General features: G+C 47.8%; 29 protein-coding genes and 1 riboswitch. Of the genes, 6 read left to right on the top strand and 23 right to left on the bottom strand.

What is annotated here, in order from left to right:
- The first annotated feature begins 98 nt into the window (after positions 1–98).
- Complete coding sequence (locus ACNA6I_RS03695; protein WP_082139320.1) at positions 99–227, top strand: YpzI family protein; 129 nt, start codon at positions 99–101, stop codon at positions 225–227.
- Between the two features lie 91 nt (positions 228–318).
- Here the strand turns inward: ACNA6I_RS03695 and fni are convergent, their stop codons facing one another.
- From fni to prsW, 9 genes are all read right to left on the bottom strand, one after another.
- Positions 319–1,371: a type 2 isopentenyl-diphosphate Delta-isomerase gene (gene fni, locus ACNA6I_RS03690; RefSeq protein WP_048006383.1), complete on the bottom strand. Its 1,053-nt coding sequence runs from the start codon at positions 1,369–1,371 to the stop codon at positions 319–321.
- Between the two features lie 77 nt (positions 1,372–1,448).
- Entirely contained in the window at positions 1,449–2,582 is a 1,134-nt protein-coding gene (rpsA, locus tag ACNA6I_RS03685; RefSeq protein WP_048014129.1) for a 30S ribosomal protein S1, read from the bottom strand.
- A gap of 114 nt (positions 2,583–2,696) precedes the next feature.
- Positions 2,697–3,278, bottom strand: coding sequence for a lysophospholipid acyltransferase family protein (locus tag ACNA6I_RS03680; RefSeq protein ID WP_048005896.1), 582 nt, complete (start codon positions 3,276–3,278; stop codon positions 2,697–2,699).
- A 1-nt stretch (position 3,279) separates the two neighbouring features.
- Positions 3,280–3,951: a (d)CMP kinase gene (gene cmk, locus ACNA6I_RS03675; protein ID WP_048005897.1), complete on the bottom strand. Its 672-nt coding sequence runs from the start codon at positions 3,949–3,951 to the stop codon at positions 3,280–3,282.
- Between the two features lie 145 nt (positions 3,952–4,096).
- Positions 4,097–4,279 (bottom strand): YpfB family protein, encoded by a 183-nt coding sequence (locus ACNA6I_RS03670; protein WP_156183317.1) that lies wholly within the window; start codon positions 4,277–4,279, stop codon positions 4,097–4,099.
- 55 nt (positions 4,280–4,334) lie between these two features.
- Positions 4,335–4,970 carry a flagellar brake protein gene (locus ACNA6I_RS03665; RefSeq protein ID WP_251527355.1) on the bottom strand — a complete coding sequence of 212 codons (636 nt, stop codon included), beginning with the start codon at positions 4,968–4,970 and terminating at the stop codon, positions 4,335–4,337.
- Between the two features lie 113 nt (positions 4,971–5,083).
- Positions 5,084–6,418 (bottom strand): germination protein YpeB, encoded by a 1,335-nt coding sequence (gene ypeB, locus ACNA6I_RS03660; protein ID WP_251527358.1) that lies wholly within the window; start codon positions 6,416–6,418, stop codon positions 5,084–5,086.
- A gap of 13 nt (positions 6,419–6,431) precedes the next feature.
- Positions 6,432–7,190: a spore cortex-lytic enzyme gene (gene sleB, locus ACNA6I_RS03655; RefSeq protein WP_231593180.1), complete on the bottom strand. Its 759-nt coding sequence runs from the start codon at positions 7,188–7,190 to the stop codon at positions 6,432–6,434.
- A gap of 180 nt (positions 7,191–7,370) precedes the next feature.
- On the bottom strand, positions 7,371–8,066 hold the full coding sequence (gene prsW / locus ACNA6I_RS03650) for a glutamic-type intramembrane protease PrsW (protein ID WP_048005902.1): 696 nt from the start codon (positions 8,064–8,066) through the stop codon (positions 7,371–7,373).
- Between the two features lie 88 nt (positions 8,067–8,154).
- On the opposite strand from prsW, the gene ACNA6I_RS03645 reads away from it, so the two are divergent.
- Entirely contained in the window at positions 8,155–9,129 is a 975-nt protein-coding gene (locus tag ACNA6I_RS03645; RefSeq protein WP_048005903.1) for an asparaginase, read from the top strand.
- Between the two features lie 284 nt (positions 9,130–9,413).
- Here the strand turns inward: ACNA6I_RS03645 and ACNA6I_RS03640 are convergent, their stop codons facing one another.
- The 7 genes from ACNA6I_RS03640 to ACNA6I_RS03610 all read right to left on the bottom strand — a co-directional run bounded on the left by ACNA6I_RS03640 (position 9,414) and on the right by ACNA6I_RS03610 (position 15,577).
- Positions 9,414–10,379: a YpdA family putative bacillithiol disulfide reductase gene (locus tag ACNA6I_RS03640; RefSeq protein ID WP_048005904.1), complete on the bottom strand. Its 966-nt coding sequence runs from the start codon at positions 10,377–10,379 to the stop codon at positions 9,414–9,416.
- A 168-nt stretch (positions 10,380–10,547) separates the two neighbouring features.
- Entirely contained in the window at positions 10,548–11,813 is a 1,266-nt protein-coding gene (locus tag ACNA6I_RS03635; RefSeq protein ID WP_048005905.1) for a Glu/Leu/Phe/Val family dehydrogenase, read from the bottom strand.
- Positions 11,814–12,101: 288 nt separating this feature from the next.
- Complete coding sequence (locus ACNA6I_RS03630) at positions 12,102–12,683, bottom strand: adaptor protein MecA (protein WP_048005906.1); 582 nt, start codon at positions 12,681–12,683, stop codon at positions 12,102–12,104.
- Positions 12,684–12,755: 72 nt separating this feature from the next.
- Positions 12,756–13,667: a MerR family transcriptional regulator gene (locus tag ACNA6I_RS03625; protein ID WP_048005907.1), complete on the bottom strand. Its 912-nt coding sequence runs from the start codon at positions 13,665–13,667 to the stop codon at positions 12,756–12,758.
- A 102-nt stretch (positions 13,668–13,769) separates the two neighbouring features.
- On the bottom strand, positions 13,770–14,531 hold the full coding sequence (locus ACNA6I_RS03620; protein WP_048005908.1) for a metallophosphoesterase: 762 nt from the start codon (positions 14,529–14,531) through the stop codon (positions 13,770–13,772).
- A complete protein-coding gene (locus ACNA6I_RS03615; RefSeq protein WP_048005909.1) occupies positions 14,518–14,889 on the bottom strand; it encodes a hypothetical protein in 372 nt (123 codons plus the stop codon). The genes ACNA6I_RS03620 and ACNA6I_RS03615 overlap by 14 nt, the downstream gene beginning before the upstream one ends.
- 52 nt (positions 14,890–14,941) lie before the next feature.
- A complete protein-coding gene (locus ACNA6I_RS03610; RefSeq protein ID WP_048005910.1) occupies positions 14,942–15,577 on the bottom strand; it encodes an HPP family protein in 636 nt (211 codons plus the stop codon).
- A 149-nt stretch (positions 15,578–15,726) separates the two neighbouring features.
- On the opposite strand from ACNA6I_RS03610, the gene ACNA6I_RS03605 reads away from it, so the two are divergent.
- The 3 genes from ACNA6I_RS03605 to ACNA6I_RS03595 are packed head-to-tail and all read left to right on the top strand — an operon-like array spanning position 15,727 to position 16,809.
- Positions 15,727–15,948: a spore coat associated protein CotJA gene (locus ACNA6I_RS03605; protein ID WP_048005911.1), complete on the top strand. Its 222-nt coding sequence runs from the start codon at positions 15,727–15,729 to the stop codon at positions 15,946–15,948.
- A 6-nt stretch (positions 15,949–15,954) separates the two neighbouring features.
- Positions 15,955–16,215, top strand: a complete 261-nt coding sequence (locus ACNA6I_RS03600; RefSeq protein WP_048005912.1) for a spore coat protein CotJB — start codon at positions 15,955–15,957, stop codon at positions 16,213–16,215.
- A gap of 24 nt (positions 16,216–16,239) precedes the next feature.
- Positions 16,240–16,809 (top strand): manganese catalase family protein, encoded by a 570-nt coding sequence (locus tag ACNA6I_RS03595; protein ID WP_048005913.1) that lies wholly within the window; start codon positions 16,240–16,242, stop codon positions 16,807–16,809.
- 1 nt (position 16,810) lies between these two features.
- Here the strand turns inward: ACNA6I_RS03595 and ACNA6I_RS03590 are convergent, their stop codons facing one another.
- The 5 genes from ACNA6I_RS03590 to ACNA6I_RS03570 all read right to left on the bottom strand — a co-directional run bounded on the left by ACNA6I_RS03590 (position 16,811) and on the right by ACNA6I_RS03570 (position 21,175).
- Positions 16,811–17,263 (bottom strand): DUF2663 family protein, encoded by a 453-nt coding sequence (locus tag ACNA6I_RS03590; RefSeq protein WP_048005914.1) that lies wholly within the window; start codon positions 17,261–17,263, stop codon positions 16,811–16,813.
- Positions 17,264–17,345: 82 nt separating this feature from the next.
- A complete protein-coding gene (locus ACNA6I_RS03585; protein ID WP_053071986.1) occupies positions 17,346–18,071 on the bottom strand; it encodes a LysM peptidoglycan-binding domain-containing protein in 726 nt (241 codons plus the stop codon).
- 13 nt (positions 18,072–18,084) lie between these two features.
- Complete coding sequence (locus tag ACNA6I_RS03580) at positions 18,085–18,663, bottom strand: CPBP family intramembrane glutamic endopeptidase (RefSeq protein ID WP_148795374.1); 579 nt, start codon at positions 18,661–18,663, stop codon at positions 18,085–18,087.
- Positions 18,663–20,126, bottom strand: coding sequence for a RecQ family ATP-dependent DNA helicase (locus ACNA6I_RS03575; RefSeq protein WP_048005915.1), 1,464 nt, complete (start codon positions 20,124–20,126; stop codon positions 18,663–18,665). Before ACNA6I_RS03575 ends, ACNA6I_RS03580 begins: the two co-directional genes overlap by 1 nt.
- The gene (locus tag ACNA6I_RS03570; protein ID WP_048005916.1) at positions 20,123–21,175 is read right to left on the bottom strand and encodes a helix-turn-helix domain-containing protein; all 1,053 of its coding nucleotides are present in this window, start codon (positions 21,173–21,175) and stop codon (positions 20,123–20,125) included. Before ACNA6I_RS03570 ends, ACNA6I_RS03575 begins: the two co-directional genes overlap by 4 nt.
- 225 nt (positions 21,176–21,400) lie before the next feature.
- On the opposite strand from ACNA6I_RS03570, the gene ACNA6I_RS03565 reads away from it, so the two are divergent.
- Positions 21,401–21,649, top strand: coding sequence for a ferredoxin (locus ACNA6I_RS03565; protein ID WP_048005917.1), 249 nt, complete (start codon positions 21,401–21,403; stop codon positions 21,647–21,649).
- Between the two features lie 83 nt (positions 21,650–21,732).
- Here ACNA6I_RS03565 and ACNA6I_RS03560 read toward each other — a convergent pair whose 3' ends face one another.
- Positions 21,733–22,302 carry an ECF transporter S component gene (locus ACNA6I_RS03560; RefSeq protein ID WP_048005918.1) on the bottom strand — a complete coding sequence of 190 codons (570 nt, stop codon included), beginning with the start codon at positions 22,300–22,302 and terminating at the stop codon, positions 21,733–21,735.
- Between the two features lie 151 nt (positions 22,303–22,453).
- A riboswitch (FMN riboswitch) is annotated at positions 22,454–22,590 on the bottom strand.
- 75 nt (positions 22,591–22,665) lie between these two features.
- The gene (locus ACNA6I_RS03555) at positions 22,666–23,508 is read right to left on the bottom strand and encodes a M23 family metallopeptidase (protein WP_082139323.1); all 843 of its coding nucleotides are present in this window, start codon (positions 23,506–23,508) and stop codon (positions 22,666–22,668) included.
- Positions 23,509–24,147: the final 639 nt, after the last annotated feature.

The raw sequence follows: 24,147 nt of genomic DNA, 5'->3' as shown, positions 1-24,147 counted from the left end.
TCTCCCTTATTATCTACATTATGGAAAATATTTATGTATCCCATTCATGTATGAGAAAAATCCTCACTGAAAAAATAAAGGAAGGGGGTGAGAGACAAATGGGAAAAGATCGTCAGGAAAAGAAACTGAAACAGAGTAAACGAGTAGAGTCAGATCGTGACCAGGGGCTTCATTACAAAGGTGCCACAAGCTTGGAAAGCCCGGATGAAAGCAGAAAACACAGGTGATTCACCTGCACAGGGATAAGTTCATGTTCAGGCAGACTTGGATGCACGTATCCAAAAAAAAGAACGGATCGCGTCGGATCCGTTCTTTTCTTTATATTCCCCTTCTGCTGAAACGTTCTGGTTCAAGGCCACGTACCATAAGCCAGTGGTACACATGCCCCGTGAGGATGAGGGGAGTGTGATGGAGATCTTCAAGCGTCTCACAACCCAAAGCACTCATAAGATAACGAATATCTGTATGGATCTCGTTGACTTCCTTGATTGTAGCCTGAAGTCCATCTCCCAATAGTTTACCAAGGAGTACACCTGCCATCCCCGCAGCCGAAGCGCCGAGACTGATCGACTTGACGATATCCAGACTGTTCATGATCCCACCGGAAGATATGATTGGCAGGGAAGTTGCCTGATGGGCTTCTGCAATGGAAATCGCCGTCGGAATACCCCAATCGTCAAAGAAATGAAGCATCCTTTCACGGCGCTGATTCTCAATCCTTGAGAAATTCGTCCCCCCGAAGCCCCCGATATCAATTCCGGCTATCCCTGTTTGTGAAAGGGATTGTGCCGCTTCCCTGCTAATCCCAAAGCCGGTTTCTTTCACTATGACAGGGACAGACAGTCCTTCGGCAATCATTCCGATGCGCTCCAGGGCTCCCTTGAAATCACGATCCCCTTCAGGCATGGTCAACTCCTGAATGACGTTCAGATGGATCTGAAGGGCATCTGCCCGAATCATCTCCACGGCATCCTGTGCCTGCTGCACCGTCGCCTCACTGCCAAGGTTCCCAAGAACGATCCCCTCAGGATTATATTTCCGTACAATTTCATACGTGGATCTTTCCGACGTGTCCTTCAAGGCGGACATCTGTGATCCCACGGCTATGGCCATGCCCGTTTCCCTGGCAAGGACCGAGAGATCCTCATTTATTTTGGATGTTTGTTCCCCTCCGCCACCGGTCATAGCATTAATGAAAATCGGCGAACTCCACTCAAGTCCGCCGATTTTTGTACGAAGATCGATATCTTCAAGTGCTATATTCGGTAAGCTTTGGTGAACAAAAGCCACTTCATCAAAACCGGTCTTTCGCAGCTGACCCGTTGATAAAGCATGTTTAATATGATCCTGTTTTCGTTGAGCTCTTGTCACATGCATCACCATTTTTATATTTTATCGTAAAGCAATCCCCCGCCATATCCGGCAAGGGGATTGTATTTCAACCTGGTTTATTTCAAGTCTTTCAATTTATCGCCGATCATTTCACCGAGTTGGAAACCGGTGCTTTCTTCAGGCATTTCATAATCGGTTACTTCCTCTTCTTTTTCCTCGAGCGCTTTGATGCTCAATGAAAGGCGTTGATCGGCTTCATTCACATCAAGGACCTTCACTTTCACGTCCTGATTTTCCTGAAGGACCTCATGAGGTGTACCGATATGCTTGTGGGAAATCTGAGAAATATGCACAAGACCTTCCACGCCTGGGAATACTTCGACGAATGCACCGTAAGAAACGAGACGTTTCACGACCCCGTCAAGAACGGTCCCTTTCGGTGCTTTGCTTGCAATCTCATTCCATGGTCCAGGGAGAGTCTCCTTGATGGACAGGGAAATCCGTTCGTTGTCACGGTCCACGCTTAGTACTTTGACCGTTACTTTCTGACCTTCTGTAACCACGTCTGACGGTTTCTCCACATGTTCATGGGAGAGTTGTGAAATATGGACAAGCCCGTCCACACCGCCAATATCGACGAATGCCCCGAAATCAGTGATTCGTTGCACAGTTCCTTCAAGGACGGAACCTGATTCGATGTCGACGAGAAGCTGCTTCTTCTGCTCTTGCTTCTCGGCTTCGACCACAGCGCGGTGAGAGAGGATCAAACGGTTTTTCTCTTGATCCAACTCCACGATTTTGAAAGTCAGGGTCTTATTCTTGTAATCTGCGAAATCTTCAACATAGTGATCTTCCACAAGTGAAGCTGGAACGAAACCGCGAACGCCGAGATCGACGACAAGACCACCCTTGACGACGTCTTTGACTTCCGCTTCAAAGATTTCTCCTTTTTCAAAACGGTCTTTCATATCTTCCCATGCTTTTTCAGCATCAACTTTGCGTTTGGAAAGGACCAAAAGCTCCTCTTCCACTTTCGTCACGATTAGCTCAAGTACATCCCCTTCACTGACTACATCGGATGCTGTTTCAATATGAAGGCTTGAGAGTTCACTGATTGGAATGATGCCATCCACCTTGCTATCCTGGACATCCACTAGGACCTGTTTCTCTTCGACCTTAGTGACGGTACCTTGAACTCTTTCACCAATCTCGAGATTTTTCACTTCGATTCCATTCATGTCTTCCATTATGTACTCCTCCTTAATCCATGACTGCAAAAAATTTGAACTTCTCGCATGCATTTTAAATATTCTTTCTATTAACTTCTAATAAATAGACCTATTTGTCAAGCAAGAAAGCTTATATTAATGATGGTTCTTCATTAAATCGGAGATATGACCCATGATGATATCGGTCGTTTGCTCGGCGTTCATCTTTTCTTCCTTGATCGAGTCCATATCGATCGGTGGACCGAAGACGACCCGGAGCTTCCGGAATGGCTTGTACGGTCCGATGATGGCACACGGTACGACGTGGGCATCTGAGCGAAGGGCAAAGAACCCTGCTCCTGCCAATCCCTTTCCGATTTCTCCTGTCTTACTTCTAGTACCCTCGGGGAACAGACCTAAAACCTCTCCCTCTTTCAAAACCTTAAGACCCTTCCTCAAGGCCTCCCGGTCGCTCATCCCCCTCCGTACGGGGAAGGCATGGATGCCTGGCAGGATCTTGCCTAAAATCGGGACATTGAAGAGCTCCTCTTTGGCCATGAATGATACGGGTCTCGGGGCAGCGACTCCGACGACAGGAGGGTCCAGGTTGTCGATGTGATTCGAGCAAAGGAGGACACCGCCTTCTTTCGGGAAGTGTTCAAGGCCTTCCACCTGTATGCGATACAAAGGCGAAAGGATCGACTTCACAAGACCTCTTGCAAAGGAATAAAGATTCACATCAACCGATCCTTTCCACTTGTTTCATGATTTCCTGCACCACTTCATTGATCGATAGGGAGGTCGTATCGATTTCGATGGCGTCCTCTGCTTTTTTCAGCGGTGCAACTTCCCTTTCGGAATCGATTTTATCCCGGAGGGCGATCTCTTCCTTCAACTTTTCAAGGTCGGAAGGGAAACCTTTTCTGATATTCTCGGAATGACGGCGCTCCGCACGCTCCTCAACGCTCGCAAGCAGGAAGATCTTCACTTCCGCATCCGGTATCACATGGGTTCCGATATCGCGGCCGTCCATGACAACCCCGCCTTCGCTTGCAAGCTGCTGCTGCCTGCTGACCATTTCTTCACGGACCTTGGAATGAACAGCCACGTGCGAGACGGAATTCGTTACGTTCGCCTGCCTGATCTCATCGGTCACATCCAATCCGTCTACAAGGACGATTTGTCCGCCATCAATCGGCTTCAATTCGATGACCGTATCATCCAATACTTCTTTAAGGGCATCCTCATCCGTCAGAGCGACACCTTTATTCAACGCTTTATATGTCAGGGACCTGTACATGGCGCCTGTATCGATATAAAGATAAGACAATCTTCCCGCCACGATTTTTGCGACGGTGCTTTTTCCTGCTGCTGCAGGACCATCAATTGCTATTCTTAAATTCATTTTCATCCACCTGCTTACATTCCTAATAAATTTCTTATCCATTTTAACATAAATCATCGGGGGCGCATCAGGAAAGTTTTCCACTGTGGGCTTTCGGGTTCAGAGGCAGAAGAACAAATGAAGGGAGAAGGAGAGGAAGGGCTTACCGCCCCTATCTGCCTGGATTCTTGATTGTTTCAAGTATCTCGCTGTAAGTCAGTTTTTCCACACCTTCATAAAAAGTGATTTTGCGAAGGGACGGAATGGGATCATAGTGGATGAGGCATTGTGCGGCAAAAAGCAGGAGCAGATGTATGATCATCAATTTAAGGAGTATTCGTTCGACGGCTTTCATTCCATCACCTTTTCCATTTGATTAGAAAAAGTATGCACCATCCATTAGATATTATTCATGCGAACCCCTTTTTTCTGTGATCAAGCTGCTTTTCAAAACAGAATCGCATGATGTGGCGCTTATGGGATTCGTCCGGTGCAACGAATTCAATGCTCGCCAGTACCCTCCGGTTTTTTTTCCAAATCCGATTGACCCTTCCCTTCAGTTCAAGGTAGTGGTGGGCCTTTTGCAAAGGGAGTACTAGGAATAGATCTACTTCTTCCTCTTCCCGGATCCCGGAATCCTCTCTTAGTATGACAGCACATCCGCCTGCACTGATATCTTCAGTAACCGTAACGATCCGGTGCTCCCCAGCCCTCAAGCTGATATCGACCGGTGCTTCGATCCGGACAAAATGCCTCCTCTGGATCCGTTTAAACTCCTCCTCAGATGGCCGTTCCAGCTCAATTAAAGGAATTTCCGCCATCCTTCTCCCCACCACCCCTGTCCTACATTCCAACACCGTCTGATCCTTCAGGACAAAGCTCACTTTAAGAGGGGTTCCGTTCATCAAAAAAATGGATTTCCCGGTTTTCTGATGGATCGGGTAATCTACGAGGACCGCATGTTCTTCCAGTCCGCATACTCTGCATTTATATGTGCCTTCAATTCCTGCCTGCTCCAGCTGCAGCGTCATTCCAATTTCAAACATAGTTCTTTCCTCCTATCCTTTTATACCTACTTACATTATGCCATTCCTTTCTACTGTTTTCCATAATTTTTCATCTACACAAGAAAAAACGGGCCATTTAGCCCGTTCCCTTCTTAATAAAGCTGCTCCGTACTTTTCAGACGCTCGACCTTTTCTTCCTGACCGTTCTGTGCGTTGATGAAGATCCTGTAAGTGTCCTTCCCCATCATTCCCAGGAATTCATAGCAGAGCACTTCTTCATTCAGATCATTGACGATGACTGCCTGCCTCTCTTCCATCACCTTCAGATTCGGACTGGTGTATCCCTTTGCCTTCTCAATAGAGATGGTCGGTTCAGCCGTTTCTCGATCATGATGATTCCTCAAATATTCATCTGCAGCAAATCCGACGATCTGACCATTATCGAGGGCCACTTTGACTTTGATGGAATCAGGATAGATCCTCACCCCGTCGATATTTTTCACGAAGGTGAAGACACCGATATTATTGTATTGTGCACTTTCAAATAGCTCCAGCTGCTCGAAATCATTCTCCTCAAGGAATTTTGAAGCATTGCGGGATGCCTCATTCAGGGAGATGACGGCGTCCTTCACGTTGCGGTTGTTCATATACCAGATGGGATAACCGCCTTTTTTCGTAACATCCATACTTGCATCGGTTCCTCCGTTGCCGATCGATACGGAATAGAATTCAAACTCTGATCCCTTTCCGCTTTTTTCGACCCTTGCATCCTTGGATTCACCGATACCCGAATACTTCCTCAAAAGGGCCACCGCTTGATCCTTCGTAATGTTTTTCCCCTTTAGCTTCTTGAAGTTATTGTCCTTTTTCTGATTGTTTACGAACGTCGTCGTCCCGACGTTTGCTTCGGTGTAGCCCGTTACATTTTTTTCGACGGTCTTGAATCCATCGATGATGGTGTTATCGGCCTGCTCTTTTCCACTGGCAAGGGCCATTTCAACATCCATCCACCGGAGGTTATTCTTCATGACGAGATTTTGCACCGTCCGAAGCTCGTCCTGGATCTCTGCACTTTGCTCATACAGCTTTTCAAGTGATTTGTATTCTTCATCTGTCAACGGGTTCTTATCGAGATCCCGGACGGCCGTGCGATAGCTGAAGTCCCCGATCTGGCTCAGGAATTCCTCCGTTTTGTTGAACGGCAAGAGAGATAGAGGCAGTTGCCCCACATCGCTGTGTGCCTGCGAAGTCAGTCTCCAGACGTCCGCTAGAGCCGGTGACAGCGACTTCCTTGAATTCATGGCGAGCGTGGCGCCGATTCCGTCATGCAGCATATCCATCTGGTACGTCAATTCGTGAAATGCGCGCTGATAATTATTCTCTGCATTGATGAGTATCGCATTCTTCTCCTGGTGCTCCTGATACCCCCAGAAGGCTGTTCCTGCCACGCCTATGATTAATACTGCAATGATTATTCCACGTATCATCTTGGATCACCCCTTAATTACAGAATATATGCTTCCCGATTTTCTTGATCTGTGGCCTGGTCCAAATCCATTTACTTGTGGCCGTGTCCGGATTGAAATAGTAAAGGGCACTCGACGACGGATCCCATCCATTTATGGCATCCATGACGGCTTCCTTGGCCCTCTCATTCGGCGTGAGCCAGATCTGACCATCCGCGACGGCTGTGAATGCACCTGGTTCGAAGATGACTCCTGCCGCTGTGTTCGGGAAAGAAGGACTGTCGATCCGGTTCAATATGACGGCTGCGACAGCTACCTGACCTTCATACGGCTCTCCCCTGGCCTCACCATAAACAGCGTTCGCCATGAGTTGGATATCATTTTGCGAATAACCGCTCGGTGCATTGACGGCCGATGGTTTTGCCTCGGACGACCCTTTATTGGCATCCGACTTCCCGGTGCTTTGCTTATTTTGATCAGTGCCACCGTAATAGGTGAATTTATTTCCTTTATTGATTTGATCATTCACATACTGTTTATCGAATTTAGAGGCTTTGACAAGTTTGTCTTTCGTTGTTTTCCCTGCCAAACCATCAATGGGCAGTCCGTATTCATACTGGAAATTCCGCAGGGCCCAATAGGTGCCCCACCCGAATACCCCGTCTATCTTCCCGTTATAGAACCCGATATATTGAAGTCTTGCCTGAAGCTCGATGACGTCATCGCCGGTGGCTCCCTGCTGGATGACCTGTCCAGTGAACGCATCCGTTTCAGCCGCTTCGGACGATATCATAAAAAGGATGCAGACCAGTACTGCAGCGGCAACTTTCCAAAATCTCTTCATCATGCGTAACCTCCATATTCTCAATTCACATTTTCAGTAGTTTTTGTAGTGGCAGCCATTTTATGCAAAGCTCTTTGCCTAAAGATACGTTTCATCCGTCACTGATCTGTGTGAAAACAAAAAAAACACTCAACCAGAGTGTCTTACGGGATCCTTGATCATTTTTGATTTATAGTGGTGTTCTGATAGCCTGTGAGCATGCTTCACCTTTTTCAATCCGAGCCACCAAAGGAAGAACATGAATGGAATCATATAATACACCCAGTTTTTTTCTGAAAGGAAGATATAATTGTAGGTACCATGAAGCAGGATGGGCAGAGAGATCGACATGATCATCCATTTAATCTTCCCTTCTTCCGGGGAGAACTTTGCTTTACCAAGGTAATACCCCATCAGGACGCCGAATAATGCATGACTTGATACAGGTAGGAGGGCACGCCCGAATGCATACTCTACTCCATTGGCTACGAGGTAGAGAATATTTTCCACGGTGGCGAATCCAAGTGAAACACTCGCTCCGTAAATGATGCCGTCATAAGGTTCGTCGAAATGCACATGCTGATAAATGACGAAGATAAGGATGAACCATTTAAAAAATTCCTCCAGAAATCCCGAGGAAAGATAGGCGGTGGAAAAGTTCGAGGTGACAAACCCTTCGACATCTAGTACATATTGGAGGAACATGATCGGAAAGGTAATGATCACACCAAATAAAAAGGCTTTGAACACCAGCGCCACAGGTTCTGCATCGTATTCATCACGTAGGTAAAAATAACTCAGCAGCGCCAAGCCAGGTGCTATGCCCGCTGATAAGATCACCAGCATAAAAAGTCCTCTTTTCTTTCCGTTTCCTTCATCGTATCATGTTAAACTAGGAATGAAAATAGTATCTTACCGACTGGAGGAGAAATCCATGAAAAAGAAAATCATCGTCATCCATACCGGAGGGACCATCTCCATGATGGAGGATGCAGAGACCGGCGCCGTAAGTCCAGGCAAGGAAAATCCTCTTTCTGTCCAGACATCCATCGTATCAGATCTTGCAGACCTTCACGTGATTGAGGCATTCCACCTTCCTTCCCCTCATATCACGCCTGTACATATGGAAAAGATCAAGAGGCTGATCGAGGATTCATATAAAGAAGAGCCTTTCCACGGCGTTGTCATCACACATGGAACAGACACATTGGAAGAAACGGCCTATTTCCTCGACCTCACATTATCACTGCCGATTGCAGTCGTTGTGACAGGTGCGATGCGATCCAGCAATGAAATCGGAGCGGACGGTCTATACAATCTCATTTCATCGGTTCGCGTTGCTGCCGATGAGAAGTCCATCTCCAAAGGGGTCCTCGTCGTATTGAATGACGAGATCCACTCTGCCAAAAATGTGACGAAAACCCACACAAGCAATGTATCGACCTTCCAGAGTCCCCAATACGGACCGATCGGGATCGTCACCAAGCAGGGCATCCTGTATCACCACCAGCCCACTTCAAACGAGCATTATCATGTATGTGATGTCTCCAAAAAGGTGACATTGATCAAAGCCTATGCAGGAATGGACTCCGACCTGCTGAAAGCCATCAAGGAGCTCAGCTACGAAGGAGTCGTCATTGAAGCACTCGGACAAGGGAATCTTCCACCGGGAGCCCTCCAAGGAATTGATGATCTGATCGCCGCCAACATACCGGTGGTCCTTGTATCCAGATGCTTCAACGGGATTGCTCAAGATGTGTATGGTTACGCCGGCGGGGGCAAGGAGCTGAAGGAGAAAGGGGTCATCTTCTCCAACGGTCTCAACGGACAGAAGGCACGGATCAAGCTAATGGTCGCCCTGTCCCAGACAAGTGATTTGAAAGAGCTTGAAATGATTTTCAAACAATAAGAGAGGCTGGGACAAAAGTGTTTTAGTCATAGTAAAACCCGAACCATTTTGCCTAGGATAAGGCAAAATAGTTCGGGTTTTTAGTTTGTTTCATGCCCAATTTATTTCCTTGATTGGAGTGCAAGACGAAGGCTCCTGCGGCAAGAAAAGCTTATGTGAGCCCCCCCCCCCGGGGATGCCGGGGGGCTTACGGGCTACCCACGGAAAGCGAAGTCTTGCACGGAAATCTTGGGCGGTATAAAGAACCTAACCTGACAGTGTCCGTCATTAAGTTGTAACTTTTTCTATTTTACCTTCCTGGCAATATCCTCTGCGATCAGCCCACCATGATGCCTGCCGTTTTCAATGAAGATTTCATTGGCATTATTACCGGCTGCGATGACACCTGCGATATAGATATTGTCAACATTCGTTTCCATTGTCTCTTCGTTGATCATGGGTCTGCCGGATTCAGGATCGAGCTGGATCCCCATCCTGGTAAGGAAACTGTGGTCGGGATGATAGCCTGTCATGGCGAATACATAGTCATTGGCAATGGAGAAGGTTTTTCCATCCCTGCTGAAGGTGACGGTTTCATCGGTGATTTCTTCCACGCACGCATCGAATTCCATTTTGATTTCCCCGTTTCGCACGAGGGCATCGAAGTTAGGGAGGATCCACGGCTTCACGCTCTTTGAGTATTCACTGCCCCTGTAGATGACCGTGACCCTTGCTCCTGCCTTATTCAACTCCAGTGCTGCATCGACGGCCGAATTTTTCCCTCCGATCACCACCACATCCGTGTCGAAGAAGGGGTGGGCTTCTTTGAAGTAGTGGTAGACCTTATCCAAGTCTTCTCCGGGTATCCCCATATAGTTCGGATGATCATAATAGCCCGTAGCGATGACGATATACGCGCATTCATATTGATCTTTTGTGGTGGAAACGATGAAAGTTTCCCCTTTTTTCTCCACTTTCTCCACCGTCTCAAAACGATTGATCCTCAGGTCCTTCCTCTTCGCCACCTCGCGATAATAAACAAGCGCCTGATTCCTGCGGGGTTTATGCTCTTCAATGACAAACGGGACGTCCCCGATCTCGAGCTTCTCGCTGGAGGAGAAGAATGTCTGGTGCGTCGGGTAGTGATAGATGGCGTTCACGATATTTCCCTTCTCAATGATCAAAGGGTTCAATCCCTGTTCTCTCAATCGGATGGATGCCGATAAACCACACGGACCCCCGCCGACGATGATGCAATCTTCTTTTTTCAACTGTGACACTCCTTCAAATACAACGGATCTAGTTCTGTTTTGTCTCACTCATATTATGTAATACTTTTAAAAGGAGGTCAAAGAATCATGACCTTCAACTCTTCTGCTGTACTTTTTGCACTCAACTAAAAAAAGGCCGTCCACATCGGACGACCTTATTGAATCCTGTTAAATCCAACCCCTGAAACGACATGCTTCCGCCATTTTGCGGACGCCGACCATGTAGGCTGCGAGCCTCATATCGACGCGCCTCGTCTGGGCAGTATCGTAGACATTTTGGAACGAATTCACAAGGATCTTCTCTAACTTCTCTTCTACCTCTTCTTCCGTCCAATAATAACCCTGGTTGTTCTGTACCCATTCAAAATAGGAAACGGTCACTCCTCCCGAAGATGCCAGCACATCCGGTACGAGGAGGATGCCACGTTCAGTCAGGATCTTTGTGGCTTCAAGGGTCGTTGGACCATTGGCGGCTTCCACCACGATGCCCGCCCTGATGTTGTGGGCGTTCTCCTCCGTGATCTGATTTTCAATGGCAGCAGGGACGAGGATGTCGCAGTCGAGCTCTAAGAGCTCTTCATTAGAAATCGTGTCGTTGAAAAGCTTGGTCACGGTCCCGAAGCTGTCCCTCCTGTCCAACAGGTAGTCGATATCAAGCCCATTTTCATCGTGCAGTCCACCATACGCATCAGAAATCCCGATGATCTTGGCTCCTGCATCATGCATGAATTTAGCCAGGAAACTGCCTGCGTTACCGAAGCCCTGGACCACTACCCGGGCACCTTTCAGGTCAATTCCTTTTTTCTTAGCTGCTTCCCGTATGCAGATCGTCACCCCTTTGGCAGTGGCCGTCTCCCTACCGTGGGAGCCTCCGAGCACCAGTGGTTTCCCGGTAATGAACCCAGGGGAATTATATTCATCGATCCGGCTGTACTCATCCATCATCCAGGCCATGATTTGTGAGTTTGTGAACACATCAGGAGCCGGTATGTCCTTTGCGGGACCGACGATTTGACTGATGGCCCTCACGTACCCCCTGCTCAGACGCTCCAGTTCGCGGAAGCTCATATCCCTCGGGTCGCAGATGATCCCACCCTTTCCTCCGCCATATGGCAGATCCACGATGCCGCATTTCAGGCTCATCCAGATCGAAAGGGCCTTTACTTCCTTCTCCGTCACATTCGGGTGGAAACGGATACCTCCCTTGGTGGGACCGACCGCATCATTGTGCTGCGCCCGGTAACCGGTGAATACCTTCACTTTCCCATCGTCCATCCGGACCGGAATCTTCACCGTCAACATACGGACCGGTTCTTTAAGCAATTCAAATACTTCTTCGGGATACCCCAATTTATCCAATGCAAGATGAATAACCGTTTGCGTTGATTTCAATACGTCATGCTGATGACTTTCGTTCCCCTTATCGGCTACCATTTTTTATACTAAACCTCCCAGTATTCTACACTGTGATAAGACATGTCGTCCGCTTTCATAGCATAGTATACACGTTTGATCCTCCTGTGCAAAGGCGGAAATGCAAAAAACAAATAAAAATTGTAATCGCTTTCATTAATATGGAAATGATAAAGCCTGTCCTTCAAAATCCTCACTTCAGATTGAGGACAACTTGCTACCGAATCCGCTTCTCACTTACGGTTCAAGCAAAAAAATCACCTTCATATGAAAGTGACCTGAACGTGCTTCTATAGGGAGTCAGGGGCATCAAAAGAAACGAAGGAGCTCTCGGTCTGCACCTTTCTCAATCAGCATCATACCGTATTCCATCAGAACATGCTTGGTGATGGACGAGATCTCTCCATATTCCTGCAAAATCGCTTCAAGCAATGACCGCTCCTCCAGGGAAAGGTCATCGATGAACAGATAGTAGTAGCCTTGATGAAAATACAGGGCCGTATTTCCATTGGAATGCTGCCACCAGTGGACGTCTGAAATCCGTTTGACTGCCGAGATGATATCCTCGATATCTTCCATGAATACAAGGAGATGCCGCTCTCCCGATGGAGCTTCCTCGTGAATATCTTCCCAGTCCGAATAATCCTCATCTGCTTCGAGGGTGAGGATCATACAGACTTCCCTCTCATCGAAGGATTCAATTTCCACGGTGATCTCCATCTGGGCTTCGATCCCGAACTTCCATTGGACCTCTTCCAGCATATCTTCGAACAAATCATGCCACATATATGAGTTTTTCCATTCCTCTTGTTCGAATAACCCCTTTTGCTCGAGTTCTTCAACCGTAATGGAAAATTTTATTTTATTTTCGGATATTCGCTCCAGCTTCATCCTTTGTACCCCCTAAGTGTATGACGGTTTACCACATACTATGTTCAGGGGGTAAATCAGTGCATGGTACCTCTACAATTTGCTTTTAAGCCATGCTTCCCAATCACTCTTCTGTTGGCCGACGATATGGTCTGCATATTCCGCCTTCTTTTCACGCGTGAGATGATCGATGGCGAACCCTCCCATTCCGATCTCAAGTCCAGGCCGATCCTTCTTAAGGGACTCCACCAATTCCAATAGAGCATCTACATTCTCCCTCATGGTGCAAGAGAAAAAGAGGAACTTGGGCTGTACTTCGTCCAATACCACTTCAATATCATTTTCCTTGATGCTTGACCCAAGATAAATCACTTCGAATCCTTTCCTCCTCACATATAGCGTGAAGATGAGAAGGCCGAGCTCATGCCACTCACCTGGTCCGCATACGGCCACAACCTTTGGCAGGATGCCGTTGTGGGGGAATGAGTGCATGATGATCCCGATCCTCGACCTGAGGATGGAGGTGGCGAAATGTTCATGCGCCGTCGTGATTTCTCCGTTCTCCCACAAGTCACCGATTTTGACAAGCAGGCTCCCGAGTATATCGATGACGACCTTATCGATCGTATAGATCGAAAAAGATTGATTGATCAATTCATGGGCCTTCGTTTCGTCAAAACTCAGTAATGCTTTCAATAAATCATCCGATATGCTCTCTGTTCTGTCTTTTTGTACAGGGGGCGACAGTTCCTGATCCTCAAGTTCACTCTTGTCCAGAAGCGACACGGCCTGACTGATCGTGAATCCCTGGTCCACCTTTTGTACAAGCCAGCGCAAGATGCTTACATGCTGCTCTGTATAGAGGCGGTGCCCTGATTCGTTCCTGATGGGCGCGATGATCTGATAGCGCCTCTCCCAGGCACGAAGGGTACCGGGCTGCACGCCTAGGATGGTTGATACCGCTTTTATATTATACTTGCCTTCTTGTCTTTTATCATTGCTCATATAAAGTCCCCCATGTCCACTCTTCTCACTAGAAGTATAATCCAGATCCTCCGCTGTGTAAAATTTGTATAGGCTATGAATAACTTCTGTGTACAAGGGGAACTATTCCTCTTCTGGTGAATGGGCGATGGTGACCACATGCGTCTCAGCCTTAGCCCCGAGCCTTAGGGGGAGAAGGGACGTGCCATAGCCTGCACTGGTCATCCTCGTGACTGCCGGCAGCCGGTCGACGCCGGACTTCGGATAAAGCCCCCATCCGAACAATCTGATTTGTCCCCCATGTGTGTGGCCGCTGAGCATAAGATCGATACCGTCTGTTGATACAAGGTCTGCACTCAATGAAGGGTCATGGCTCAACAGGATATTGCAAGAAGCAGGGTCGATCCCACTCATGGCCCGGGGGAGATCCGCCCGTTCGAGCGTTCCGTCGTCCACACCGATAAAGGTCACCGCCCCGAAGTCTTCCCTGCCATTCACTATCTCCCTGACACCCTTTTTTTGAAAAAGGGCCTTTAGCCGGACCGGGTCTACTTCATAATCATTATTTCCCCACACAAAAAAGATCGGCCCAATGGCAGTTAATGAATCAAGATTCTTCTCCACCCTGGACAGGGGGACCCCTCCCTCCGTCAGGTCTCCTACGATGACGACTACATCTGCTTTATCCTTCACTGCATTTATAATATTTTCAGAAATGGTTCGTTTATGTATGTCCGATAGGAAGAACACCTTCAAGGGGGAAGCATCCCTGGGGTATGAAGGAAACCGGAATGTGAGCTCCCTCACCCGATCGGCGAACGCCTCCCTCACCATGTACAGTATGAGGACAACCCCAATAACTAGAAGAACACTAATGATCCACATGACGTCCGCCCTCTCGTTTCAAATCTAAAGATATCATACCATATATGCATGAAACGAAGAGGAATAGACTGGCATGCACCCATCCGATCCAACTTAATCCGAGGATGACCATGAGGTGGAGGAGCATCAGGCCAAATCTCGGCTTTCCCTCCCTGAAGGATTGAATCTCTACTTTGATCACCTTCCCTTGAAAAACGAAACCCGCTATAAAGAATGCAGAAGCCAAAAAGAAGCCGCCCGGACTGAGGACGGAGCCCACTATGAGATCTGAGATTGTTTCCCCTCTATGAACCGGGAACAAGCCGATGAAAGCACCCCCGAACAGGAGCGATACTACCAATAACCGGATTTCCCGCATAAAAAACCCTCCCATACATCAATCGTATGAAAGGGGATGAAATACATTCTTATCATTCATCTTCGTGTATATCAAGAATCCTGAAGCCCGATTTCTCAAGCTTGGAAATGAATTTATTCATATTATCCTTTTTCTCGAGCTTCAGAACGATCCTTCGCAGGAGCTTATCCGTTTCATCGAACGTGACCAATGAAATGACCGATTCGGAATATTGTTGGATGATGTCCCCCAGACGGGCGATCCTTCCCTCGGTCTCCACGGAGGAAAAAGCGATCCTGATCCCCTTCGTATTCATGCCGAATGCGCTTTTGAAGTGATCGAGGACATCGAATCGTGTAATCAGACCGAGGAACTCCCGGTCTTCTCCTGCCACTGGAAGGATCGGGGCATCCTGGAGCAGGACCAATGCGCTTTCGAACACTTCCTTCTCCGTGACATAGGTCCCTTGCTCCGATGCCACTTCACCGGCTTTCACTTCGTTCAGGAATACATCCTTTTCCATTCCCGACTCGAAATAGTGCCTGTAGATGGAGAAGCGGCTGATCGTTCCTGCGTATTTCCCATTCGACAGAACGGGTACACCATCAATTTTATGATGTTCAAGGACATCCAAAACTTTTTTCAACGATTCATCTACACTTACGACATAACATTTATGCTTGGGAATCATTACGCTTTTGACAAACATGGCTGTACCACCTCGATATTATTTTTGTATAGGTTATAATTCAACATCGACTGGCCTCATCCCTTCAATCCAAAGGCATTTATTTTCCTCATGTTTTCTCCCCTGCTTCATATGCTTTTATGAAGGAGCCACAAGAAGGAGGCGTATGAATGAGCCATTTTTATAAAACGTATGAACCCTATGTCAGCCCGTTCGACCCCTGTCCCCCCATCACGACGAAGGTTTACTCCACACCCCCTCAGCTGTACATGGGATTTCAGCCACCCGGCATGGAACAATTCACACCTCGTGAAGCACTGCGGGCAGGAACCTTGTGGAAGGCATTTTATGATCCATATTACAGCCCGTACGAAAAGATGAAAGGAGACTGATCCGGTATGGCGCAGCTCCCGCAGGAGTACTATGACATTCTTGAAGAGCTTCAGACCGTCGACTTCGTCATTGTCGAATTGACCCTTTATCTTGATACCCACCCCACTGATCAGGAGGCGATTTCCCAATTCAATATGTATGTGAAAACGCGTAAATCCATCAAGAAAACCTTTGAGAAGAAGTTCGGTCCTCTCACAAGTTTCGGTAGCAGCTATTCGGATTATCCGTGGAAATGGCAAGAGGCACCGTGGCCCTGGCAAGTATAATGAATACAAGGAGGCGATCCGATTATGTGGGTGTATGAAAAGAAGCTGCAGTACCCTGTCAGGGTAAGCACATGCAATCCGAAGCTTGCAAAGTTGTTGATCGAACAATACGGCGGAGCTGACGGGGAACTCGCCGCAGCACTCAGGTATCTGAATCAGCGGTACACCATTCCCGACAAGGTGATCGGACTCCTGACCGATATCGGGACCGAAGAGTTCGCCCATCTGGAGATGATTGCAACGATGGTGTATAAACTTATCAAGGACGCTACCCCTGATGATATGAAAGCGGCGGGACTCGATGCCCACTATGTCGATCACGATGGTGCAATCTTTTATCATAATGCTGCCGGAGTTCCGTTCACGGCGTCCTATATTGCCGCCAAAGGCGATCCGATTGCAGATTTGTACGAAGACATTGCCGCGGAAGAAAAAGCACGTGCCACCTATCAATGGATCATCAATATGAGTGATGATCCCGATTTGAATGATGGCCTCCGATTCCTGAGGGAAAGGGAGATCATCCACTCCCAGCGATTCCGTGAAGCCGTCGAAATCCTTAAAGAAGAACGGGACCGGAAAATTTTCTTTTAGCTTATTTCGCTTCATGAAACAGATTGATGTCATATTGTTTTTTCATCGTTTCAAACACGATATGCCGGTTCATCCAGGCTTCTTCTTTCCAAAGATCCTTGCTGCGGTCGATGATCTCGCATCGCAGGGCATGAAACTCTTTTTCCGCTTTTTCCTTCCGCTGGTAAAAGATTTTGGTGGCTCCTGCCATGCCTGCTACAGCAAGGAAAGCATACAAGTGCAGCGATTTCGATACGAAGGCGGTGATCATGGAGGCTGCTGAATAGGCATGAGGACCGATCACCGTATGAGTCAGATAGTATAAGAATATGGTACAGCCCACGGCGGTCACCCAAAGGGCAAAATGATGCTGTTTTTTTAGTTGATCGAATTTCTTCTTCTTTTCAATGAGGTTCGTCAGCATCTGCCCGGTTGCACGATCGGTGATTTCGTTGATTTCGTTGATTTCCTTCATCCACTCACCCCCTCGATTCATTATATGAGCCCGTCCCATTTTTAGAAGCACGTAAAAACCCGCCTTCCACGGAGGCGGGTTCTTATTCATTCAAGGGAATCGTCAACACTTGTCCCGTATAAATTTCATTATTTTGGATACCATTGGCTTCACTGATGATCTGTACGCCGGATGGAGATTGAAAATAATCCATCGCAATCCGATAGAGCGTTTCCTGGGGTTTCACCGTATGCTGAACCACTCGTCCCGTCTCTTCGCTCTTTTCTTGTTCAATCGCAGCCTGTTCCTTTTCTTTCTTTTCTTCTGCTTTTATCGCTGCCTCTTTTTCTTTTGCCTTTTTGGCTTCTTCCCGCTCTTTCGCTTTTTTAGCTTCAGCTTTTTCTTTCGCTTTCAACGCTTCTGCCTTTTCCTTCTCTTCCTTGGCTTTCGCCTTTTCAGCTTCTTCCTTCTTCCTTTCTTGCTCCTTGTCATCATCATCAGCAGGAGCCGGTTCATTCGGTTCTCCTTGATCATACTGAACCTCTTCGACTCCATTTTTACTTGAGAAGACCACGAGCGGTCCGGATTTATTGACAAAATAAGAATACAAACAAAGGAAAATGATGGGCATCAGGAAGAAAAATACGAGCAAGAGCTTGATGAGGGGATGCTGAATCGCCCGTTTTTTCTTTTTCGATTCCCTTTTCTGCCGCTGTATTTCACTGCGGCTCGGGAGTCCATCCGATTCATGTAGAGGTTCCTCTTCCGGTACCCTGTCGATCTTCTTTTTTGATTTGGCAGCTTGTTCACGATATGGATCTTTACTCATAGCTATCCCTTCTTTACTCTCCGAGTCTCGCCTGATGGCGCATATATAAACCTAAGAGAAAATCAATGACAAAATGCATGACGATGGTGATCAGGAGATTTCCTGTTTGGTCATAGATGATCCCCATGACAAAACTCAATGTCAACACATTGACGATAAGGAACCAATGGGCCCAATACCTGATATGGATCACGGCAAACACTATGCTTGCCACCACCAGTCCGAAATGGAACTGAAGGATCCCCCTGAACAGCAGCTCTTCGCTCACCGCAATAATGAATGCTAACACCATGATTTCAACGAAACCGCGATCGGCGAATATCCGCTCATTTACTCCTCCATCATCATAATAGCGTGACGGAAGCAGCTTCATCATGATCACATCCACCATCACAACCAGGATACCGAAGGCTCCGCCGATCCAGAGGACATCCATTTGAAAATCAAACTGTTTCGACCATTGATCGATATCGCCGATCAACACATACCCGAGACCTACGGAAACGGCTATGAGGAGGCATTGGGTGAACATCAGATGGAATGTCACCTGTTTTTTGGATAAGCCTTTGAGGATATCTCCTTGCTTTTGCATTATACCACTGATCCTAACAGTATTTTTTTGAGCTGGTCCGCCCAATGGTCATTGGACGGGGAAGAATGGGCTTCCTCGCCATGAAACTCAGCAAGATCTGATCCGCATCGGTCACAGCATCGTTCCGGCCGATCCTGAAGTTCCTCACCGAAGTGCTCGAGTAGCACTTGACGCCTGCATGCCATCGTGTGGAGCCATCCCATGATTGAATCCAGATTCCTGCGTTTATATGCAAGTCGGGCATCCCTGATCCGTTTGATTTCTTCTATCATTCTATCAGAACGATAGCGGGCATACGACTGGATATAGTATTCAAGGAACCTGTACTGCACATCAGACAGCTGCAGGGCCGCGATGATTTCAGACCATTCCATCGCGGGCACTGCCCTGATCGCACCTTCGATTTGTGCGTCATCCGGCAGCTCGCTATGCATGAATTGAAGGGGGATGGACGCATCCTGTTCTGCATACAGGACAAGAGAGACGCTTTCCCTTCCATCCCTTCCAGCACGGCCGATCTCCTGAAGGTAGGATTCAATGCTTGCCGGCAGATGATAATGGAGGACAAAGCGTACATTTTCCTTGTTCACGCCCATACCGAAGGCCGACGTAGCACAGATGATTTGTAGTTTATCCGATAGGAATTGCTGTTGGATCAGGATCCGCTCTTCATGGTCCATTCCCCCATGATAGTGTGCGACCCCCTTCACTCCCTGATCGCGAAGCCAATGGGCGACATCTTCCGCTTTTCGTTTACTGGTGAAATAAATGATTCCAGGTCCCTTGAGACGCTCTACGAACGAAAGCACTTCATCCCGTTTATGACGGTCATCTTCCACATTTCTTACAAATAATCCGATGTTCTTCCGATCGACAGAATGGACAAGCTCGGCTGCCCCCTCCATACGGAGCACCTCGCGGATGTCATCCCGTACAGTCCTTGTAGCAGTGGCAGTGAGGGCAAGGGTGACCGGCATCCCCAGTCGCTCCCTCGCCTCGCCCAGGTCCAAGTAGTCCGGCCGGAAATCGGGTCCCCACTGGGAAATGCAGTGTGCTTCATCGACCACGAACAACGCTACTCTGATCCTGGAAGCGGCGGTTCGGAATGCCTCACTTTTCAACATCTCTGGAGAAACGAATATGAACTTGAATCGTTGGATGTGATCCAACGCCCATACTTTCTCCTGATAAGTGAGAAAGGAATTGAGGGCAATCACACTTTTTTCCCCGTTCACCTTCATCTGTTCGACCTGATCCTGCATGAGGGAAAGCAAGGGGGATACAATAAGCACCTGACCTTCTATTAGCTTACCAGGGAGCTGATAGCAGAGGGATTTACCGGTTCCTGTAGGAAGCATGGACAACGTATCACGGCCGTCAAGAATGGATGTGATGGTTTCTTCCTGTCCTGCACGGAACGTTTCGTATCCAAAGTGCTTCTTCAGTTCTTCATGTATGTTCACGGGGTCTCACCTGCCTTCGCAATGACTGCACGGATCTGAAAATAGGACAGCTCCGGAAATCTCTCCTTGATCGGTTTCAGCCGCTTCGTCTTCAACTCTGCCAAGACACCCAGCACCTCTTCATACACCCCTTCTTCGATAAAGGAAGTGACAGGAAAGTCATGGAGGGTCAAGATAATCTCGATCAAATGGTCTTCGATTGTATTCACCTTCAGCTCTCTGATCCTGGCGATCTCCTCAACCGGCATCCCTTTTTGGAAAAGCTCAAGGGTTTTTTTCGTCGAAGCGGTGAGGGGTTGGATATGCTCATTTTCCTCTATGATCGAATAGACTATCGGGTAGGCACCTGCATCGTGTTTGGCACGTGCGATGATAAAGTGGAGAAGGTTCAGGAATCTGAACCGGTACTCCTCACGGTCCACACCGAATCTGTCGGCTGATTGCCCTTCCGTGGTTCCGTAGTCCCTGTATCCCGTAAGCCGCTGCACAAGGATCCCTGGATCTTCACCAGATGTTGTTTGGGATAGCAATGTGTACAGCTCTTCAAACAGCTTCGCTGACAAAACTTCGGTCTTCCCCTGCTTCCGGATGAACCCTTTTAACCAATCTTGAACTTTCCGGTCCCTTTGCACGGGGAAATACGACGTTTCGTTCATTCGAGCATTGGATAACACCTGTACCAGTAGGCTGAGCCTCTTCCACAGGAGGATGGCCTGATCACCATGCTTTAATCCATCCATATGGGCAGGATACGGTTTTTCCTGAAAGTAGGACGCCACTCCCTCTTCTCCCGAACGGGTCAGCCGGGCGCGGTTATCATCGCTCAGGGTGATGGAGCCTTCTTCCTGTAGCTCAGCAATGCACCGGTCAAAGTAGTCCCTTTTCAGTTTTGGAAGTGACAGGAAGAGAGCCTGCAACCCAAAGAGATGTGCATCCTGTATGGACTGAGAAGATTTTTTCCCTTTGATGATATGGTAAACGGAATACACAGACCGTTCCTCCCCCAGCCTTTCCAGGGAATCCAAAATCAAATAGTGAAGATATGTCAATGCAATGACTCCTTAACGTGTAGGTTATTGTCAAATATTGTACCACGAAAACACCCTTAAACGAGGTTTTGTTTTGACGGAAACGGATAAAAATATGAAAAAGAGTACCTAACTATTGAAAAGTTACCCATTCCTCTATAAAATGATGAATAGTAATTGATTTTCACCATTAAACAACGTGTATAATGATGAATTATATAGAATTATCTTCGGGAGGTTTTTTCTTTGCCAAAGTATACGATCGTGGACAAAGATACATGTATCGCTTGTGGAGCTTGCGGTGCAGCAGCACCAGATATTTATGATTATGATGATGAAGGCATTGCATTTGTCACGCTGGACGATAACCAAGGGACTGTTGAAGTTCCGGATGTCCTCGAAGATGACATGGTAGATGCATTCGAAGGTTGCCCTACTGATTCCATCAAGGTGGCTGACGAACCATTCGACGGCGATGCGTTGAAATTCGAATAGGATGTAAAAAAGACGGCGATTGGTTCGCCGTCTTTTTTATGTTGTGCGAAAAGAAATGAGCCTCCGGGGAGGCTCATTTCTTATTAGGCCATGCGTCGATTTCCGAATTGCTTCGACAGCCATTTCTGGATTCTGATGAACAGCAGGGTAAAGACGACTGCCACCAGGATCCCCTTAAGAATATTGAATGGAACGATACCGGTCACGATGACTTCTGCCGGCAGTTCGAAATTCATGAAATATTTATAGGCTGGAAGGAAGATGAAATAATTCATGATCCCCATGCCGATGCTCATGACCAGCGTACCGGTTACTAGCCCGGTAAGAAGGCCTTTTTTCGTTTGGAAACGTGAGTAGATAAGGTGAACAGGTAAAATCAGGAGGATCCCAGCAGCAAAGTTTGCCACATGTCCTACCGGTACACCTGTTTCAGAACCGGTCAATACATAATCAATCACATTCTTGAATAGCTCCACCAGGATCCCTGCAACTGGTCCCAGCGCTACCGTTGCCATCAAGGCCGGAACATCACTGAAGTCGATCTGCAGAAACGCCGGAAAAGGCGGGATAGGGAAGTTTAAAAGCATCAATACATACGAAATGGCACTCAACATACCAACGGTGACGAATGTGCGTGTCGTCATTTTCTTCATAGCACTCTCTCCTTTTGGAGATTCATCTCAATCGAAGATGGTCATGCCCGAGCCCCAATAAAAAACTCCCAGATAAATGTTATCCAGGAGAGTTAAAGGCATGCTCGAATAGACATTCAGACTTCCCTTTTCTGAACGCATTGGCAGTAACCTTCATCTTCTCCCATCCAGACTATACTGTCGGCTTTGGAGTCTCACCAAATCCTGCCTCAAAAAGGCTCGCGGGCTTAGAAGCAACAGTGCTTCATCACCGCCGGTAGGGAATTGCACCCTGCCCCGAAGATGAATCATATTATTTTATTCTTACTCATTATACATAAGAAGTGCCATTATGTGAAGAGTAATGCTTTGAATTCGAAACAATCAGTGGATCCTTAACGTTTGCGATGGATAGATCGGCGCATCCCTGCGTAAATCATTGGCCGCCAAAAGCTTGTCCAGTTCTATTCCATGGGCAACGGCAATAGAATAAAGTGTGTCTCCCTGTTCAACCTGATAGGAAGCCTCCCTCAAACTCAGCTCCTGACCGACCGCGATCGTGGCATCCTTCAGACCGTTCCATTTCATGAGGTCATCCACACTCAGGCCGTGCTGATTGGAAATGGACCATAACGTATCGCCTTTCTTCACCCGATACTGATCACCTCCAGCCTGTGAAGCCGCAACGGTCTGATAAGGATCTTTCTTATCAGCAAATACCACTTGTCCGACCCCGCCTTGTCCGAAGACGACAAAAGGATCGATGGCATTTTCCTTTTCAAACGTCCATTCCCCTGCATGAATCTCAAAATGAAGATGGGGGCCGGTGGATATCCCGGTATTCCCAAGCTTCCCGACCGGCTCACCCCTATGTACTTCCTGCCCTTCTTTCACCCCTCTTGAAATGAGATGAGCATAGACCGTCTCATATCCATTTTCATGACGAACGAATACCACATGACCATAGCTATCAGATAAGTACGATCTTGTCACGACCCCATCTGCCACCGAATGAACGGGGCTGCCTTCCTCGCCCCCGATGTCCATCCCTTTATGGGTCCCGGATCTCGAACCGAACACATCCGTAATGGTTCCATCAACCGGAAATCTCCATTCGGCAGTGGAATCACTTTCGGCCTTCGCGACTCTCCCCGTCATGAAAATCATGCCTACACACAGCGCCAACACAATCACAATCAACAGTCTCCGACCATAATCAGCAATCATACCGTTCCTCCTAATAAATGCTCACCCAAAACAAAACAATACCTCTCACTATATGCCCCTAAAAGCTCCACTATTCCAAAAAAACCCTACCCATCAGTCTGCCATTAAACAAGAGAAATATACCAAGAAAAGCGCAGGCGGGTCGCTTTGAGGCGACAAGCATAAGACGAAGAAGCCGGAAAGGCGTTCTTGGCCTTTTTGGATTCTTCGGCTTATGACCTCGAGCCTCTACCCACCGGAGCTAGACAAGTAGAAAAGCGCAGGCGGGTCGTCCTGAGGCGACAAGCATAAGGCAAAGGCACCGGAAAGGCGTTCTGTACCTTTTTGGGGGACTTTGACTTATGACCTCGAGCCTCAACCCGCCGGAGCTGGACATATAGAAAAGCGCAGGCGGGTCGTTCTGAGGTGACAAGCATAAGGCAAAGGCACCGGAAAGGCGTTCTGTACCTTTTTTGGGGACTTTGACTTATGACCTCGAGCCTCAAGCCCCTGGAGCTGGACAAGTAGAAATGCGGAGCGGGCTAGCAGTCTAAAGGTGCGGGCATGAAGACTGGTTCGTTCCTTTCCGCTGCAGGGACTTCCTTTCCGGCGGGGAGGAAGTCGAGCTTCCTCGGCTTCGCCTGCGGGATCTCGACCTTT

It is taken from the genome of Rossellomorea sp. FS2 (genome assembly GCF_047915635.1).
Classification (GTDB): Bacteria; Bacillota; Bacilli; order Bacillales; family Bacillaceae_B; genus Rossellomorea; species Rossellomorea marisflavi_A.
The sequence above is the reverse complement of the archived record's forward strand: the minus strand, read 5'-3'. Positions and strand labels throughout refer to the sequence as shown.

Excerpts from the sequence above, each read along its gene's own strand:
- ACNA6I_RS03695 (WP_082139320.1), top strand. The coding sequence starts at position 99 with ATGGGAAAAGATCGTCAGGAAAAGAAACTGAAACAGAGTAAACGAGTA.
- cmk (WP_048005897.1), bottom strand. The coding sequence starts at position 3,951 with ATGAAAATGAATTTAAGAATAGCAATTGATGGTCCTGCAGCAGCAGGA.
- ACNA6I_RS03670 (WP_156183317.1), bottom strand. The coding sequence starts at position 4,279 with ATGAAAGCCGTCGAACGAATACTCCTTAAATTGATGATCATACATCTG.
- ACNA6I_RS03665 (WP_251527355.1), bottom strand. The coding sequence starts at position 4,970 with ATGTTTGAAATTGGAATGACGCTGCAGCTGGAGCAGGCAGGAATTGAA.
- ypeB (WP_251527358.1), bottom strand. The coding sequence starts at position 6,418 with ATGATACGTGGAATAATCATTGCAGTATTAATCATAGGCGTGGCAGGA.
- sleB (WP_231593180.1), bottom strand. The coding sequence starts at position 7,190 with ATGATATCGTCCGAAGCGGCTGAAACGGATGCGTTCACTGGACAGGTC.
- prsW (WP_048005902.1), bottom strand. The coding sequence starts at position 8,066 with ATGCTGGTGATCTTATCAGCGGGCATAGCACCTGGCTTGGCGCTGCTG.
- ACNA6I_RS03645 (WP_048005903.1), top strand. The coding sequence starts at position 8,155 with ATGAAAAAGAAAATCATCGTCATCCATACCGGAGGGACCATCTCCATG.
- ACNA6I_RS03635 (WP_048005905.1), bottom strand. The coding sequence starts at position 11,813 with ATGGTAGCCGATAAGGGGAACGAAAGTCATCAGCATGACGTATTGAAA.
- ACNA6I_RS03630 (WP_048005906.1), bottom strand. The coding sequence starts at position 12,683 with ATGAAGCTGGAGCGAATATCCGAAAATAAAATAAAATTTTCCATTACG.
- ACNA6I_RS03625 (WP_048005907.1), bottom strand. The coding sequence starts at position 13,667 with ATGAGCAATGATAAAAGACAAGAAGGCAAGTATAATATAAAAGCGGTA.
- ACNA6I_RS03620 (WP_048005908.1), bottom strand. The coding sequence starts at position 14,531 with ATGTGGATCATTAGTGTTCTTCTAGTTATTGGGGTTGTCCTCATACTG.
- ACNA6I_RS03615 (WP_048005909.1), bottom strand. The coding sequence starts at position 14,889 with ATGCGGGAAATCCGGTTATTGGTAGTATCGCTCCTGTTCGGGGGTGCT.
- ACNA6I_RS03610 (WP_048005910.1), bottom strand. The coding sequence starts at position 15,577 with ATGTTTGTCAAAAGCGTAATGATTCCCAAGCATAAATGTTATGTCGTA.
- ACNA6I_RS03605 (WP_048005911.1), top strand. The coding sequence starts at position 15,727 with ATGAGCCATTTTTATAAAACGTATGAACCCTATGTCAGCCCGTTCGAC.
- ACNA6I_RS03600 (WP_048005912.1), top strand. The coding sequence starts at position 15,955 with ATGGCGCAGCTCCCGCAGGAGTACTATGACATTCTTGAAGAGCTTCAG.
- ACNA6I_RS03595 (WP_048005913.1), top strand. The coding sequence starts at position 16,240 with ATGTGGGTGTATGAAAAGAAGCTGCAGTACCCTGTCAGGGTAAGCACA.
- ACNA6I_RS03590 (WP_048005914.1), bottom strand. The coding sequence starts at position 17,263 with ATGAAGGAAATCAACGAAATCAACGAAATCACCGATCGTGCAACCGGG.
- ACNA6I_RS03585 (WP_053071986.1), bottom strand. The coding sequence starts at position 18,071 with ATGAGTAAAGATCCATATCGTGAACAAGCTGCCAAATCAAAAAAGAAG.
- ACNA6I_RS03580 (WP_148795374.1), bottom strand. The coding sequence starts at position 18,663 with ATGCAAAAGCAAGGAGATATCCTCAAAGGCTTATCCAAAAAACAGGTG.
- ACNA6I_RS03560 (WP_048005918.1), bottom strand. The coding sequence starts at position 22,302 with ATGAAGAAAATGACGACACGCACATTCGTCACCGTTGGTATGTTGAGT.
- ACNA6I_RS03555 (WP_082139323.1), bottom strand. The coding sequence starts at position 23,508 with ATGATTGCTGATTATGGTCGGAGACTGTTGATTGTGATTGTGTTGGCG.